The following is a 17,100-nucleotide window of genomic DNA, read 5'->3' on the forward strand; positions in this document are numbered from 1 at the left end:
CGGCGTTCTTGCACGAGGTTACATGACGATCTGGAGCGGCCGTGGCTAGAGAAACCATTACTGTCAAGCTTGCCGAATCGGGGGCCGAACCGAGGTCCCAGTTCCAGCAGCGGCGCGAACTCGACCGGATCTGCGCCTCCCTGGTGGAAGACGGCTTGGCGACCGCCGCGGCGGTGAATGTCGTGTTCCCGGGCAGCGCGAATCCTGCGATGGCCACGCTGTTCACCATCGATCTCGAACCCACCTGGCGGGGCGTCGAACAGGCGCTGCACCGCCTGCAGGCGCTGCAGGGCGTCGAGTTCGTGCACGCCGCCGCGATGCGGCGGCCTCTCGCCACCGCACCGGCCCGCTGACCGCTGCCGGGGACGAGCCGTCGCGCGGCGGCCGAACCCGGCCCGGACCCGGTGCACGAGGCCTTGCGGCCGCGCGCCAAGCGCCTAGAGCGCGGCCCGGAACAGCGCGCACACCTCCTCGAAGCTCGGCGTGCGCGGGTTGGTCAGCCCGCAGGCGTCCTTCATCGCGTTGGCTGCCAGTGTCGGGATGTCTTCTTCCTTTGCGCCCAGCGGGCCGACGCCGGCCGGGATGCCGACGTCCTTGGACAGGCGGCGGATCGCCTGCACGCAGGCCTGGGCCGCTGCGGCGTCGTCCAGGCCGGCGGTGTGCACGCCCATCGCACGCGCGACGTCGCCCAGGCGCGCCGCAGCGACGCTGGCGTTGAAGGCCTGCACGTGCGGCAGCAGGATCGCGTTGCAGACGCCGTGCGGCAGGTCGTAGAAGCCGCCGAGCTGGTGCGCCATCGCGTGCACGTAACCCAGCGAGGCGTTGTTGAAGGCCATGCCGGCGAGGAGTTCGGCGTAGGCCATCTGCTCGCGTGCGGCCATGTCGCGGCCGTCGGCCACCGCGGCGCGCAGATGGCGCGAGACCAGCGTCACGGCCTGCAGCGCGCAGGCGTCGGTGATCGGCGTCGCGGCGGTCGAGACATAGGCCTCGACGGCGTGCGTCAGCGCGTCCATGCCGGTGGCGGCGGTCAGCGCGGGCGGCATGCCGGCCATCATCTCGGGGTCGTTGACCGACAGCACCGGCGTCACGTTCCGGTCGACGATGGCCATCTTCACGTGCCGGGTCTCGTCGGTGATGATGCAAAAGCGCGTCATCTCGCTGGCCGTGCCGGCGGTGGTGTTGATCGCCACCAGCGGCAGCTGCGGCCGTGCCGAGCGGTCCAGGCCTTCGTAGTCGGCGATCGAGCCGCCGTTGGCCGCCACCAGCGCGATGCCCTTGGCGCAGTCGTGCGGCGAGCCGCCACCCAGCGAGATCACGAAGTCGCAGCCTTCGGCACGCAGCAGCGCCAGGCCGGCCTCGACGTTGGCGACGTTGGGGTTGGGCTTCACGCCGTCGAAGACGACCGCACTGATGCCTTGTTCGCCCAGGCGCTCGACGACCTGTCCGGCGAGGCCGGCACGCACCAGCGGCAGGTCGGTGACGATCAGCGCCTTGCGCCAGCCGTGCGACTGGATGGCCTTGACGGCGTCGCGCAGACAGCCTGCGCCCATCAGGTTGACCGAGGGAATGAAGAAGGTGGAAGTGGCCATGTCCGGGCTCCTCGGATGTTGGGAAGGCGGGCGAACTCTCGGGCGAGCGCACGATAGTCCAACTGACTCGCGTCAATTTCGGCGGGGTAACGAAGCTGCCCTCCGGGTTTGTCCGCGGCCTGCGCTGACAATCCCGGTTTCGACGATCAACCGACATCCCGCGTGAAGACCTACGACATCGAAGTGCAGCGCCTGAAGTCCCTGCGTCACGACAAGGGCCTGATCGAGATCGGCGTCGACGCGCTGGTGCTGCCGCGCCCGGCGCGCGACGACGGTGCCGCCGGCTCCTGCCTCAGCCTGCCGGTCGACCAGGCGCGCGCGCTGATGCTGCTGCTCAAGCAGCAGTTCGCCGAGCTCGACAAGCTGCAGCCGCGCAGCCGGCGTTCGGGCCGCTGCTGAGCCGCCGCCGATCCGGTGCCCGAGCTGAAGTACCTGCAGGGCTACGCGCCCGAACTGCTGGCGCAGGTGCGCCTGCTGATCGCCGAAGGCCGGCTCACCGACTACGTCGCGCGCCGCCACCCCGAGCCTTCGCCGGTGCGCAACGAGCGCGAGCTCTACGACTACGTCTGCGCGCTGAAGGCGCGTTACATGAAGAGCGCGCCGCCGCTGGCCAAGGTCGTCTTCGACCCCAAGCTGCACGTCCTGAAGAACGCGCTGGGCACGCACACCGCGGTGTCGCGTGTGCAGGGCGGGCGGCTGCAGGCCAAACGCGAGATCCGCATCGCCGCGCTGTTCAAGGACGGCCCGGCCGACTTCCTGCGCACGATCGCCGTGCACGAGCTCGCGCACCTGAAGGAGCGCGAGCACGACAAGGCCTTCTACGCCCTGTGCCGCCACATGGAGCCGGACTATCCGACGCTGGAGTTCGAGCTGCGGCTGTGGCTGACGGCACGCGAACTCTGATCGCCCGGGACGCGCCAGCCTCGACAATCGGGGCATGACCGAATCTTCCGCCGCGCCCGCCGGCCCCGCTTTCTCCACGCTGCCGCTGTCGCCGGCCGTGCTCGCCAACCTGCAGCAGCTGGGCTACGAGCAGATGACGCCGATCCAGGCCGCGGCGCTGCCGCCGGCGCTGGCCGGGCGCGACCTGATCGCCCAGGCCAAGACCGGCAGCGGCAAGACCGCGGCCTTCTCGCTGCCGCTGCTGGCCAAGCTGGATGCGAAGCGCTTCGCGACGCAGGCGCTGGTGCTCTGCCCGACGCGTGAACTGGCCGAGCAGGTCTCGCAGGAGATCCGCCGCCTGGCGCGCGCCGAGGACAACGTCAAGGTGCTGACGCTGTGCGGCGGCGCCGCGATCCGGCCGCAGCTCGCCAGCCTGGAGCACGGCGCGCACGTCGTCGTCGGCACGCCGGGGCGTGTGCTCGACCACCTGGAACGCGGCTCGCTGGCGCTGGAGGCGCTGACGACCTTCGTGCTCGACGAAGCCGACCGCATGCTCGACATGGGCTTCGCCGAGGACATCGCCGCCGTCGCGCGCCACTGTCCGCCGACGAGCAAGCGCCAGACGCTGCTGTTCTCGGCCACCTATCCGGACGACGTCGCCAAGCTCGCTGCGCGCTACCTGCGTGACCCGCAGGAGGTGCGCCTGGCCGAGACCCATGCCGCCGGCCAGATCGTCGAACGTTTCTACGAGGTCGCCGAGAGCCAGCGCCTGCACGCCGTCGGCCTGCTGCTGCAGCGTTTCCGCCCCGAGAGCACGCTGGCCTTCTGCAACACCAAGCAGCAGTGCCGCGACCTGGTGGCGGTGCTGCAGGCGCAGGGCATCGTCGCGCTCGAGCTGCACGGCGACCTGGAGCAGCGTGACCGCGACCAGGTGCTGGTGCAGTTCGCGCACCGCAGTGCCAGCGTGCTGGTGGCCACCGACGTCGCCGCGCGCGGGCTGGACATCAGCAAGCTCGAGGCGGTGATCAACGTCGACATCACGCCCGAACCCGAGGTCCACACCCACCGCATCGGCCGCACCGGGCGTGCCGGCGAGAGCGGGCTGGTGTTCAACCTCGCCAGCCTCGACGAGATGGGCCGTGTCGGCCGCATCGACGAGATGCAGGGCCGGCAGAGCGTCTGGCATCCGCTGGCCGAACTCGAAGCCGAACTCGCCAAGGCCGGGCCGCAGCCACCGCTGCTGCCGACTATGGTGACGCTGCAGATCCTCGGCGGGCGCAAGGAGAAGATCCGCCGCGGCGACGTGCTGGGCGCGCTGACCAATGACCTGGGGCTGGAGGCCGCCGCGGTCGGCAAGATCGACGTCAACGACTTCTCGACCTACGTCTCGGTGCGCCGCGACCTCGCCGAGCAGGCGCTGCGCGGCCTGGCGCGCGGCAAGGTCAAGGGCCGCAGCGTCAAGGCGCGGCGGCTGTGAACGCGCCGGGCTTCGTGGCACTGGGGCTGACGCCGGCGCTGCTGCGTGCCTGCGCCGAGCTCGGTTTCAGCGTGCCGACGCCGGTCCAGCAGCAGGCCATCCCGCCGGCGCTCGACGGGCTGGACCTGGTCGCGCGAGCACCGACCGGTTCCGGCAAGACCGCGGCCTACGCGCTGGCGATGCTGCACCGCTTCGACATCACGCCGCGCGAAGGCCGGCGTGTCACGCGCGCGCTGCTGCTGGTGCCGACCCGCGAGCTGGCGGTGCAGGCCGGCCAGACGCTGCGCGCGATGGCGCGCGAGATGGCCGAGCCGGTGAAGGTGGCCGTCGTCTTCGGCGGCGTCTCGGTGAACCCGCAGATGATGGGCCTGCGCGGCGGCGCGGAAGTCGTCGTCGCGACGCCGGGCCGGCTGCTGGACCTGGTCGAGCGCAACGCGCTGACGCTGGGCGAGGTGCAGTTGCTGGTGCTCGACGAAGCCGACCGGCTGCTCGACGACGGTTTCGCCGACGAGCTGGAGCGTGTGCTGGCGCTGCTGCCGGCCGAGCGCCAGCAGCTGCTGTTCTCGGCCACCTTCCCGCCGGCGGTGCAGGCGCTGGCCACACGATTGCTGCACGCGCCGGTGCAGGTGGCGGTGGAGGCCGCGCCCGAGGCCGGCGGCCCGGCGATCGAGCAGCACGCGGTCGAGGTCGACACGGCGCAGCGCACGCCGCTGCTGCGCCGGCTGCTGGCCACGCACGACTGGCCGCGGGTGCTGGTCTTCGTCGCCACGCGCCACGCCAGCGAGATGGTCGCCGCCAAGCTGCAGCGTGCCGGCATCGCCGCCGCGGCCCTGCACGGCGAGCTGAGCCAGGGCGCGCGGGCACGGGTGCTGGCCGAGCTGGCGCACGGCACGCTGCGCGTCGTGCTCGCCACCGACCTGGCCGCGCGCGGCCTGCACATCCCGGCGCTGGCCGCGGTCGTCAACTACGACCTGCCGCGATCGGCGGCCGACTACACGCACCGCATCGGCCGCACCGCACGCGCCGGTGCCACCGGCGAAGCCTGGAGCTTCGTCACCGCGGCCAGCGAGGCGCATTTCCGCCTCATCGAGAAGCGCCAGGGCCGGCGTGTCGAACGCGAGCGTGTCGAAGGCTTCGAGCCGACCGAGAGCGCGCCGGAGGCGCCCGCCAACGGCGGCGGCGTCAAGGGGCGGCGCAAGAGCCGCAAGGACAAGCTGCGCGAAGCCGCCGCCGCCTCCGGCGGCTGAACCCGGGAGCAGGACGCCGCAAGGCGCGCTGCGCCGGCCGAACGCGCGGTGCGACGGCTGGATCAGCCGCGCTGCAGCAGCGCCTTCGCGGCCTCGATGCGCTGCGCCAGCGGCGCCGCGGCGTCGCGCATCACCGCGAGCAGGAAACGTTCGGCTTCGCGCTCCGGCGCCGGGCGCGGCTCGGGGGCGCCCGGCGCCGGGTCCGGCGGCGCGAGCTGGCGCAGCGCCTCGGCGAGCTCGCCGGGCGTGATCGGGCGCAGCGGGGCCAGCAGCGAGGCCTGGGCGTCGTCGCCCGGCGGCAGCTCCAGCCATGGTGTTTCGGTGAACAGCGGCGCCAGGTCGGGCGAGACCACCGCCGCCCAGCGTTCGGGGCCGACTTCGGCGCCGGGCAGGGCCGGTGGCTCGGCGTCGGGCGCCGGCCAGCCGCGCCACCGCGCCGTTGGCAGTTCGTCGAGCCAGCGCCGGCGCATCCCGTCGACCAGGCTGCGGGCCAGCGCGGCCTCGACCGGCTGCTGCAGCGAGAACCACAGCTGCAGGCCGTCGTGCCCCGACAGCACGATGGCCGGCGCCGGCAGCCCCAGCTCGTTCTGCACTCCGGCCCAGACCGCGCCCAGCAGCGCGGCGTCCGCCGGAACGACCAGTTCCAGCATCGCGGCGCGCACCCGGCCGTCGGCGGCGGTCCATGCGCCGGGCGCGGGCAGGTAGAGGCGCTGGAGTTCGTTGTGCAGTCGGTTCATGGAGTCCTCGGACGGCCGTGACTGTAGGACATGCCGACCGCCCCGCTAAGTTGTCGTGCCGTTCGGTGATAAAAGTGCTAATTCAGGCGTCATTTCTCGTGACAGCAGGTTCGGCCCTGGCCTAAGCTTCATTGATCCCCGGGGTTGACAGGGCCGTCTTCCTTGACTCCAGGGTCGTTTGTTCAGGGAGACCAACGAATGCGAACGAAGTCCCTGGGCGTCGTGGCTGCCGCCGCGATGCTGTCCTGCGGCGCTCTGCACGCGCAGACCCCGCCCGATGCCGGCAAGCTCCTGCGCGATGCCGAACGCGGCACCCAGTTGCCACCACCGCCGCCGCCGACCGGGGTTGCCCCCGCGTCGCCCGCCGAGGGCACGGCGGGCGTGCGCGTGAAGGTTCTGGGCTTCCGTCTGCGGGGCGTCACGCTGCTGCCCGAAGCCGAGCTCCAGGTGCGCCTGGCGCCCTTCGTCGGCCAGCCGGCCAGCCTGGCCGACCTGCGCCGCGCCGCCGACGCCGTCGCCCGCGCCTACCAGGACGCGGGTTATCTGGTGCGTGCCTTCCTGCCCGAGCAGGACCTGCGTGAGGGCATCGTCACGATCGAGGTGCTGGAGGGCCGCCTGTCCGGCGTGCGTGTCGAACAGGCGCCCCCCGGGCGCAGTGTCGGCGAGCAGCGTGTCGTCCGGACGATGACCGCGCGCCAGAAGATCGACGCGCCGGTGCGCGCCGACGACGTGCAGCGTGCCATCGGCCTGCTCGACTCCCTGCCCGGCGTGCAGGCCAGTTCGGTGCTCGAGCCCGGCGCCGCACCGGGCGAGACGCGCCTGGTCGTGGCCGTGGCCGACGAGCCGCTGTTCGGCGGCCACCTGCAGTTCGACAACGCCGGAACACGCGCCAGCGGCGAGTGGCGCAGCACCGGTTCTTTGGAAGTCGACAGCCCGATGGGCTTCGGCGACCAGGCCCAGTTCTTCGCCAGCCACAGCGCCGGCTCGGACTACGGCAGTGCCGGCTACAGCGTGCCCGTCGGCTACGACGGCTGGCGCGCGAGCGCGACGCTGTCGCGCCTGGCCTACGCCTACGACCTGAACTCCACGCGCTACAGCGGCGGCGCCACGTCCTGGGCGGCGACGGCCAGCTACGCGCTGCTGCGCCGCGCCGGCGCGTCGATGAGCCTGAGCCTGGCCTACGACCGCAAGGCCTTCGACAACGCCATCGCCGGCATCCAGATCAGCGACAAGACCGTCGCCACGCGCACGCTGGCGCTGGGCGGCGACGCCACCGACGCCTGGCTGGGCGGCGGTGTCACGCAGTTCTCGCTGTCGCTGGCCTTCGGCCGGCTGGACCTCGGCGGCAATGCCGGCGACCTCGCGGCCGACCAGGCCGCCGACGGGCCCGACCGCGACGGCAGCTTTCGCACGCTGGGCTGGACGCTGACGCGGCTGCAGCGCCTGAGTGCTGCCGACACGCTGCAGCTGTCGCTGTCGGGCCAGCGCGCCAACCGCAACCTCGACTCGTCGCAGAAGTTCAACGCCACCGGCCCGTCCGGCGTGCGCGCGTACTCCAGCTCCGAGCCCAGCGGCGACGACGGCTCGCTGGCCAGCGTCGAATGGCGCCGCCAGCTGACGCCCGAGCTGTCGCTGTCGCTGTTCCACGACCACGCCTGGCTGCGCCGCGACCACGAGCGCAACGACGCCACGCTGGATCCCAACCGCTACACGCTGGCCAGCCACGGCATCGGCGCGACCTGGAGCGGCCCCGGCCGGCTGCTGGCGCGTGCTGCGCTGTCCTGGCGCGCCGGCCGCAACCCGGTGCGAACCGCCGAAGGCGACGACAGCGACGGCACGCGTCGCGACCCGCGCCTCTTCGTCTCGCTCGTCAAGGCCTTCTGAGCCTGCCGACCCGCGTGCGGGCCCGCGCCCGCCGCCCTGAATCCTTTCGGAGTCATCCATGAACCACGGTCCCGGCGCCCTGAACCGCATCTATCGCCTCGTCTGGAACGACAGCACCGGGGCCTGCGTCGCCGTCGCCGAAGGCACACGAGCGCGCGGCAAACGCAGCAGCGGCGTGGCCGGCGTCGTGCTGGGCGCCGGGCTCGTGCTCGGCTCGACGGCGGCCTGGGCCGGCCCGCCGGCGGCCAACGCGCTGCCGCAGGGCGGCCAGCTGGTCAGCGGTCAGGCGACGGCGCAGCGCCAGGGCGCACGCCTGGACATCTCGCAGACCAGCCAGCGCGCGGCGATCAACTGGACGAACTTCGACATCGGCAGCCAGGCGCGGGTGCAGATCCAGCAGCCGAACGCACGTTCGGTGCTGCTCAACCGCGTCACCGGGGCCGATCCGTCGGCGATCCACGGCCGGCTCGACGCCAACGGCCAGGTGCTGCTCGTCAACCCGAACGGCATCGTCTTCGGCCGCGGCTCGCGGGTCGACGTCGGCGGGCTGGTGGCCAGCACGCTGGACATCGCCGACGCCGACTTCGCCGCCGGGCGCCTGAAGTTCACGCGCGGCACGGCCACCGGCAGCGTCGTCAACCAGGGCACGATCAACGCCGCCGCCGGCGGTTATGTGGCGCTGCTGGCGCCCGAGGTGATCAACGAAGGCCTGGTCAGCGCGCGCCTGGGCACGGTGGCGCTGGCCGCCGGCGACGCGGTGACGCTGGACGTCGCCGGCAGCGAGCTGCTGGGCGTGCGGGTCGACCCGGCGACGGTGGCCGCGCTGGTGGAGAACCGCCAGATCGTGCAGGCCGAGGACGGCCGCGTGATCCTCAGCGCCGGCGCCGCGCAGCGCCTGCGTGAACAGGCCGTGGCCGGCAGCGCCGGCGCCGATGCGCTGGTCGACGACGGCGGCACGCTGCGCCTGGTGTCCGCCGGGGGCCGTGTCGAGGCCGGCAGCGGCCGGGTGCAGATCGAAGGCTCCACGGTCGAGGTCGACGGCCGCGTGGCCGCCGCCGGTGGCCGCATCGACGTGCAGGCCGACTACCTCGGCCAGGGCGGCGTGCTCGACACCAGCGTGGCCAGCGGCCGCGGTGGCCGCATCACGGTCGACGCCGGCAGCGTCGTGCAGACCGCCTCGGCGGCGCTGAAGGCCGACGGCAGCCGCGGCGGCGAAGTCCGCCTGACCGCCGACGAGCGCGTCTACAGCTCGGCCACGTTCAGCGCCCAGGGCCGCGCCGGCCGCGGCGGCGACGTCGCCCTGACGGCCGACAGCGTGCAGCTGCGTGCCGCGACGCTGGACGCCAGCGGCCGCGACGGCGGTGGCCGGGTGCGCGTCGGCGGTGGTTTCCAGGGCGGCGACGCCGACCTCGCGAATGCGCGCGAGCTGGGCGTCAACGGCACGACCGTGCTGCGAGCGGACGCCACGCGCCGCGGTGATGGCGGCGAGGTCGTGCTCTGGTCCGACGAGCGCACCACCTTCGGCGGACGGGTCAGCGCCAGGGGCGGCGCCCGCGGCGGCAACGGCGGCAGCGCCGAGGTCTCGGGCAAGCAGGACCTGGTCTTCGGCGGCACGGCCGACCTGGCTGCACCGAAGGGCCGCGCCGGCCGGCTGCTGCTGGACCCGCGCAACATCATCATCGACAACGCGGGCAACTCGATCGCCTCGCTGTCGCTGGACGACCCGACGGCCGCCGCCGACAACGGCTTCGGCACCTTCACGAAGGTGCTGTCCAACGGCAACGTCATCATCAGCGCGCCCCAGGCCGACACCGGCGCCACCAGTGACACCGGCGCGGTCTACCTGTTCAACGCCAGCACCGGCGCGCTGCTGTCCAACCTGCGCGGCGCCGCCGCCGGCGACCGCGCCGGCAGCGGCGGCGTGCAGGTGCTGTCGAGCGAGAACTACCTCGTGCTGAGCCCGCGCTACGGCACGGTGAGCAGCGTCAACACCTTCAGCAGCAGCACGGCCGACCCCAACACGGTGCCGGGCGCGAGTGCCTACGCGATCCAGCAGTCCACCACCGCCTCGGCCGGTGCCGTCACCTGGCAGAGCAAGGCCGGCAGCGGCAGCACGACGATCGGCAGCGGCAACAGCCTGGTCGGCAGCACCACCAACACCGACAGCGTCACGCGCTACAGCTACACCGGCAACACGATCAACAACCTCGGCGCGATCACGATCACCGCCGACGACCGCCTCGGCAACATCACCACCTACGACGTCTACGGCAGCGTCGCCACGGCGGGCACGACGACGATCACCGAGCTGGCCAACGGCAACGTCGTCGTCGCGGCGCCCAACTGGTACAACGGCCGCGGCGCGGCGGCCTGGATCAACGGCAGCACCGGGGTGCTGGCCAACGGCGCGGCCGGGGGCGCGGTGTCCTCGAGCACGGCCTTCGTCGGCAGCACCGGCATCCGCAGCCAGGCGCTGGTGGACACCGACAGCAGCAGCAAGAAGGTCTACGTGATCGGCGTCGACCAGAGCCTGCCCTACACCTACACCCAGGGCGCGACCAACCGCCGCACGGCGCCGCCGGGAGGCGCCGGCGACGCGGTCGGCCAGAGCATCACCGCGCTGTCCGACGGCAGCTTCGTCGTCAGCAGCCCGGCCTGGACCAATGGCGCCAGCGCCTATGCGGGGGCCGTGACCTATGGCCCGGCCGGCGGCGGCGCCGGCACCGTCGGCGCGGGCAACAGCCTCGTCGGCAGCCACGCCTACGACTTCGTCGGCAGCGGCGGCATCTTCGCCGTCGGCAGCGGCGACTACGTCGTCGCCAGTCCGTACTGGAGCGACAGTGGCAACGGCGCCGTCGGCCGCTACCTGGAGAACGCGCCCAACGGCGCCGTGACCTGGGTCGCCGGCGGAACCGGCCACGTCTACGGCGGCAGCAGCACCGGTGCCACGGTCGGCAGCGGCAACAGCCTGACGGGCAGCGCCGGCTCGGCGCTGGGCGCGCTCGACAGCTCGGCCTCGGCGCCCTACACGACCTACGACTACAGCGCGACCTACGTGCTGACGACGACCCAGAGCACGCGCACGCAGGCCAGCGGCATCGGCGTGACGGTGCTCGACAACGGCAACTACCTCGCCGTCAACCGCGCCTGGAACGGCGGCTACGGCTCGGTGAGCTTCGGCCAGGGCACCAGCGGCCTGGCCGGCGCGGTGTCCTCGGCCAACAGCCTGGTCGGCTCGAACGTGGGCGATAGCGCCTACAACAGCATCGTCCTGCTCTCCGACAGCCATTACCTCGTCGTCTCGCCGTACTCGGACGTCGGCGCCAGCGACGGCGGCGCCGTCACCTGGGGCTCCGGCAGCAGCGGCGTCAGCGGCACGGTGTCGACCGCCAACAGCCTGTACGGCAGCCACGTCGGCGACCGCGTCGGCCTGGGCGGCGCGCTGCCGGTGGGCACGCTGGACGCCGACGGCCGGCGGCCGAACGCGATCGTGCTCAGCCCGCACTGGGGCAACCGCAGCGCCGCCACCTCCACCGTCGCCTACGGCGCGGTGACCTGGATCGACGGCAGCGACGGCCAGGCCCGCGGCGAAGCCGGCACCGGCGCCGCCGTGGCGGCGGCCAACAGCCTGGTCGGCAGCCACGACGGCGACTACGTCGGCAGCATCCACCTGACCGACGCACGCTCCACCACCTCGGTCGGCAACGGCAGCAACCTGCAGCAGGTGCAGGGTGCCTGGGATGCGCAGCTCAGCGCCAGCGTCGACCTGCTCGCCAACGGCGACTACATCGTGCGCAGCCCCGGCTGGGACAGCGGCAAGGGCGCGGTCAGCTGGGGCGCGGGTGCCAGCGGCACGGCCGGTGCGGTGAGCGCGTCGAACAGCCTGGTCGGCAGCATCAGCGACGTCGTCAGCACCAGCACGGCGACGCAGACGCGTGCCGGCATGAGCTTCACCGACACCACCTACCGGCTGACGACCACCGGCGACCACGTCGGCCTGCTCGGCTTCACGCTGGCCAACGGCAACTACCTCGCGATCAGCCCGCTGTGGAACGGCGGCCGCGGCGCCGTCACCTGGGTCGGCAGCGGCCAGCGCACCGGCACGGTGTCCTCGTCCAACAGCCTGGTCGGCAGCACGCCCGACACCTACGCCGACGTGAACCAGAGCAGCATCACCGCCGTCGGCGACCGCCTGGGCACGATGCCCAACGCCAGCTGGGTGGTGCCGGTCGTCAGCGAGACGACCAGCGGCGGCAACACCTACACGACGACCTCGCAGCGTCTCGTGGGGCCGTACAACTTCGGTGTCGCCAGCACGGTGGCGACCGAGAGCTGGTACAGCGGCGGCGGCAGCGTGACGCTGGGCCGCAACTACTACGTCAACTACGGCCCGCAGAACCTCTCGCTGGTCAGCGAGTGGGACTACCTGACGACCAACTTCCGCTACAACGGCGTGCCGATCGTCAAGGAGCTCGCCAACGGCAACGTGCTCGTCGCCAGCCCGGGCTGGAACAACACCGGCGCGGCGCAGGCCGGCGCGGTCAGCTGGATCAACGGCAGCACCGGCGCGCTGGCCGGTGGCGGCAGCGGCGGCACGCTGTCGGCCTCCAACAGCCTGGTCGGCAGCCATGCCGGCGACGTGCTCGGCTACCGCCTGCCGGTCGACGGCGTGGCCGAGCTGAGCAACGGCAACTTCATCCTGCTCAACCCGCAGTGGTACGCCGAACGCGGCGCCGCCACCTGGGGCAGCGGCACGGCCGGCGTCACCGGCACGGTGTCGGCGAGCAACAGCCTGGTCGGCAGCACCGGCTCGGGCAGCCTGGGCTTCACGACCACCAACAGCGCCTACCGTCTGCTCCCCAACGGCGACCTGAACGGCGACTGGGTCGACCGGACCTCCGACCTTGCCGGCGACCGCGTCGGTGACGGCGGCGTCACGGTGCTGGCCGACGGCAACGCCGTCATCGGTTCGCCGCTGTGGAGCCAGAGCAGCGCCTGGACCCAGGTCGACCGCCCCGAGTCGCTGGGCGCGGCGACCTGGATCAACGGCAGCAACGGCCAGCTCAAGACCGGCGCGGCCGGCGGCACGATCAGCGCCACCAACAGCCTGGTCGGCGGCCAGCACGGCGACGCCGTGGGCTACAACGCCTGGGTCGACCCGTACTCCGGCCTGCATTACGTCACCTCCGGCGTCACCGCGCTGGACGGCGGCGCCTACGTCGTCGCCAGCCCCTGGTGGTCCAACGGCAGCACGACCGGCGTCGGCGCGGTGACGCACGTCGCCGCCGGCGGCAGGGTCGGCACGGTCGGCACCTCCAATAGCCTGGTCGGCGGCAGCGCCGGCGACCACATCGGCCGCACGCTGTCGGGCTACGACGCCTACACCTTCGGCGCCCAGATCGACCGTGGCATCGTCGTCGTCGAGTCCGGCGGCCAGAAGAACTACCTGGTGCGCAGCACCGACTGGACCAACACCTTCAGCGGCGGCGCCGCCGCCGGGGCGGTGACCTGGGTCGACGGCAGCACCGGCCGCGCCTACGGCGAGAGCGGCAAGGCGGCCACTGTCTCCGAGCGCAACAGCCTGGTCGGCAACAGCGCCGCCGACGGCGTTGGCACGCAGTTCATCGTGCTGACGCGCGAGGTCTCGGGCGTGCAGGTGGCCACCGGCGACGTGCTGGCGCTCAGCAACCTCACCGACTGCGGCGAAGCCGGAGCCGGCGCGATCACGCTGATCTCGGGTGCGCACGGCGCCTCGGGCCCGGTGAGCTGGCGCAACAGCGTCATCGGCCTGGCCGCGGCCAGCGACAACCTGTCGACCAGCGGCTTCGACGGCTCTTCCTACACCAGCGACCTGCGGGCGACGCTGCTGCCCAGCCTCGTCACCTCGGCCGAGCAGGTCGCGTGGCGGCCGCTGGTCTGGGTGAATCCCAACGCGACCACCGGGGCCAACGCCAGCCAGGCGCTGGCGCTGACGCTGCTGGCCGACAACAACAGCGCGCCGGTCAGCAGCGACCAGATCAACGGCGTCGGCGGCAACGCCAACTGGGACGGCAGCCTGTACGCCGGCAACGGCAGCGGCTTCACCGGCATCGGCGGCAGCAGCGGGCTGCTCGCCTTCAACACCCACACCGGCCAGGACGCGGTGATCACCCCGCAGGCGATCACGGCGATGCTCAATGCCGGCACCGCGGTCACGCTGCAGGCGAGCAACGACATCACCGTGCTGCGCGACATCGTCGTCAGCGCCGGCGGCCACGGCGGCGACCTGACGCTCGAGGCCGGACGCTCGGTGTACCTGCGCGCCGTCATCCTCACCGACAACGGCGACTTCAACGTCATCGCCAACCAGAGCCTGGCCAACGGCGTGGTCGACGCCGACTGCAGCGCCTGCACGGCGCAGATCATCCAGGCCACCGGCAGCTTGATCGACGCGGGCAGCGGCAACGTCTCGATGCGCCTGCTCGACGGCAGCGACAAGACCTACGGCGATGCCGGCAACCTCTTGCTGGCCTCGATCGACGGCGCGCAGGTCCTGCTGTCCAACGCCGGCGTCGATGCCAGCAGCCGCGGCATGGGGCTGCGCTTCCAGGACGCGGCGACGATCGGCTCGGCCGACACCGACTCGGTGTCGCTGTTCGCGCGCGGCAACAGCGCCGCGTCCGGCGGCGTCGTGCTCGCGTGGGACACGCAGTTCAGCGGCTGGGGCAGCTTCACGATCGCCTCGGCCGACGACAGCGGCGGCATGCGCCTGGGGGCCTCCAGCGGCGGCGGCTTCGCGCTCACGGCCGCCGAGATCGGCGCGCTGATCCAGCACAGCGACAGCTTCGGCAACCTCCAGTTCGGCAGTGGCGACCAGTCCGGTTCGACCATCGTCAGCTCGCTGGACTTCAGCCAGGCCTCGATGCTGCGCGGCGGCGCGACGCTGGACACCAGCGTCGGCATCGTCGGAGGCAGCGGCGGCGTCAGCGTCACCGGCACGCTGACGACGGCGGTGTCCACCGACTGGAACTTCGAGCTCTCCGCGACGGACGGCACCCTCTCGCTGGCCGCCAGCTCCCACGTCAATGCTGCCACCGGCACCCTGGTGCTGACGACCCACGGCGGCAGCATCACCCAGGGCGCCGACGCGACCGTCGACGCCACCCGCCTGCACCTGCAGGGCGACGGCACGGTGACGATGACCGCCGGCAGCAACACGCTGGGCACGCTCACCGGCCATGCCGGCGGCCTGAACCTTCGCACGGTCGCCGCCGTCACCGTCGGCAACCAGGGGCTGTCCACGGACAGCGGCCTGACGCTGCACGCCAGCGGCGCCAGCAGCGACATCACGCTCGCCGGCACCGTCTCCAACGGCAGCGGCAACCTGGTGCTCGCCGCCGGCCGCCACTTCGTCAACAGCACGACCGTCGACACCGGCATCGATGCCGGCAGCGGCCGCTACCTCGTCTACTCGACCAGCCCCAGCGGCACGACCGAGGGCATGACGGGCTACGACAAGCACTACGCCCAGAGCTACAGCGCCGGCAGCACGCCGGCCTACGCGGCCAGCGGCGACTGGTTCCTCTACAGCGTCGCGCCGACGCTGACGGTCACCGCCGGCAGCGGCAGCAGCGTGGTCTACGGCAGCGGCGCGTCGACGCCGACGGTGTCCATCACCGGCTTCATCGACGGCGACACGGTCGCCAGCGCGACGACCGGCGCGCTGGACACCAGCCTGTCGAGCTACACCGCCAGCGGTGCCGGCTACATCCCGGTGGGCAGCTACACGCTGGCGCTCGACGGCCAGGGCAGCTTCGCCAGCGACCTGGGCTACACGATCAACGTGACGACGGGGTCGAGCACGCTGACCGTCACGCCCAAGGCGATCAACGTCAGCGGGCTCAGCGCCAACGGCAAGGTCTACGACGGCACGACGAGCACGACGGTCAGCGGCACGGCGGCGATCATCGGCGGCGGCAGCGCCAGCGGCGACGGCAAGTACCTGAGCGCCGACGTCGTCTCCGTGTCCGGCACCGCCACCGGCGCTTTTGCCGACCGCCACGCCGGCACGGGCAAGTCGGTCACGCTGTCGGGCCTGACGCTCAGCGGCGCCGACGCCGCGAACTACACGATCAGCACCGACTCGGTGACCGCCGACATCACGCGCAAGACGCTGACGGTCAGCGGCCTGAGCGTGGCGTCCAGCAAGGTCTACGACGGCTCGCTGTCGGCCACCGTCAGCGGCAGCGGCAGCCTCCTGTCCTCCCAGGCTGCCGGCAGCGGCAGCAGCGGCGACGGCCGGGCCTACAGCGGCGACACGATCGCGCTGTCCGGCACGGCCACCGGCAGCTACAACGCCGCCAGCGTCGCCAGCGCCAACACCGTCAGCTTCGGCGGCCTGACGCTCAGCGGCGCCGAGGCGGGCAACTACGTGCTCGACCTGGGCAGCCAGGCGGCGACGATCACGCCCAAGGCGCTGACCATCACCGGCCTGACGGCGCAGAACAAGGTCTACGACGCGACGACCGCGGCCAGCTTCAGCGGCAGCGCGGCGCTGTCGGGCGTCGTCGGCAGCGACGTGGTGGCGCTCACGGGCACGCTGGCGGCGGCCTTCGCCAACGCCGACGCGGGCACGAACAAGGGCATCACGACCAGCGGGCTGACGCTGACCGGCGCGGCCGCCGGCAACTACTCGCTGACCGCACTGACGGCCCAGGCCGACATCACGGCGCGCACGCTGGACGTCAACGCGCTCGACCGCTCCAAGACCTACGGCGGTGCCGACCCGACGCTCTCCTTCAGCGTCGGCGGCCTGGGCCTGGTCGGCGGCGACAGCGCGGCCGACGTCTTCGCCGGCCTGCTGAGCACCGTCACCGGGGCCTCGGCCACGGCGGGCACGCATGCGATCACCCAGGGCACGCTGGCGGTGGCCGACGGCAACTACCAGCTCGGCACGTTCACCGCCGGCACGCTGACGGTGGCCAAGGCGCAGCTGGACGTGACGGCGGCCGACCGCAGCAAGGTCTACGGCGCGGCCGACCCGACGCTGGGCTACGTGGTCGACGCCAGCGACCTGAAGTACGCCGACACGGCGGCGGTGGTCAGCGGCGTCTCGCTGGCCACGGCCACCGGCGCGGCGGCGACGGCCGGCACGCATGCCATCACGGCCAGCGGCGGCGCGGCGTCCAACTACGAGCTGGTGCTGCACGAGGGCACGCTGACGGTGGCCAAGGCGCAGCTGACGGTGAGCGCCAACGGCGCGAGCAAGGTCTACGGCGCGGCCGACCCGACGCTGGGCTACACGG

The 17,100-nt window shown here is 72.6% G+C and carries 9 protein-coding genes; 7 read left to right on the forward strand and 2 right to left on the reverse strand.

Annotated features, from left to right (window positions below; translation table 11 throughout):
* Nucleotides 1-41 precede the first annotated feature (41 nt).
* Complete coding sequence (locus EV684_RS13305) at nt 42-353, forward strand: hypothetical protein (RefSeq protein WP_132647776.1); 312 nt, start codon at nt 42-44, stop codon at nt 351-353.
* 84 nt (nt 354-437) lie between these two features.
* Here the strand turns inward: EV684_RS13305 and yiaY are convergent, their stop codons facing one another.
* On the reverse strand, nt 438-1,589 hold the full coding sequence (gene yiaY / locus EV684_RS13310) for an L-threonine dehydrogenase (RefSeq protein WP_132647777.1): 1,152 nt from the start codon (nt 1,587-1,589) through the stop codon (nt 438-440).
* Nucleotides 1,590-1,751: 162 nt separating this feature from the next.
* Here yiaY and EV684_RS13315 point away from each other — a divergent pair, with 162 nt between their 5' ends.
* The 4 genes from EV684_RS13315 to EV684_RS13330 are packed head-to-tail and all read left to right on the forward strand — an operon-like array spanning nt 1,752 to nt 5,195.
* Nucleotides 1,752-1,988, forward strand: a complete 237-nt coding sequence (locus EV684_RS13315) for a hypothetical protein (protein WP_132647778.1) — start codon at nt 1,752-1,754, stop codon at nt 1,986-1,988.
* 15 nt (nt 1,989-2,003) lie between these two features.
* Entirely contained in the window at nt 2,004-2,492 is a 489-nt protein-coding gene (locus EV684_RS13320) for a YgjP-like metallopeptidase domain-containing protein (protein WP_132647779.1), read from the forward strand.
* 34 nt (nt 2,493-2,526) lie between these two features.
* Nucleotides 2,527-3,948, forward strand: a complete 1,422-nt coding sequence (dbpA, locus tag EV684_RS13325) for an ATP-dependent RNA helicase DbpA (protein WP_132647780.1) — start codon at nt 2,527-2,529, stop codon at nt 3,946-3,948.
* Nucleotides 3,945-5,195 (forward strand): DEAD/DEAH box helicase, encoded by a 1,251-nt coding sequence (locus tag EV684_RS13330; protein ID WP_132647781.1) that lies wholly within the window; start codon nt 3,945-3,947, stop codon nt 5,193-5,195. Before dbpA ends, EV684_RS13330 begins: the two co-directional genes overlap by 4 nt.
* 62 nt (nt 5,196-5,257) lie before the next feature.
* Here the strand turns inward: EV684_RS13330 and EV684_RS13335 are convergent, their stop codons facing one another.
* Entirely contained in the window at nt 5,258-5,932 is a 675-nt protein-coding gene (locus tag EV684_RS13335) for a hypothetical protein (protein ID WP_132647782.1), read from the reverse strand.
* Between the two features lie 198 nt (nt 5,933-6,130).
* Here EV684_RS13335 and EV684_RS13340 point away from each other — a divergent pair, with 198 nt between their 5' ends.
* Together EV684_RS13340 and EV684_RS13345 are read left to right on the forward strand one after the other, a co-directional pair.
* Nucleotides 6,131-7,816 carry a ShlB/FhaC/HecB family hemolysin secretion/activation protein gene (locus EV684_RS13340; protein ID WP_132647783.1) on the forward strand — a complete coding sequence of 562 codons (1,686 nt, stop codon included), beginning with the start codon at nt 6,131-6,133 and terminating at the stop codon, nt 7,814-7,816.
* Between the two features lie 58 nt (nt 7,817-7,874).
* Nucleotides 7,875-17,100: YDG domain-containing protein (locus EV684_RS13345; protein WP_132647784.1), on the forward strand; the 9,226-nt coding region annotated here is incomplete at its 3' end.

This window comes from Rubrivivax gelatinosus, from assembly GCF_004340905.1.
Lineage (GTDB): Bacteria > Pseudomonadota > Gammaproteobacteria > Burkholderiales > Burkholderiaceae_C > Rubrivivax > Rubrivivax gelatinosus.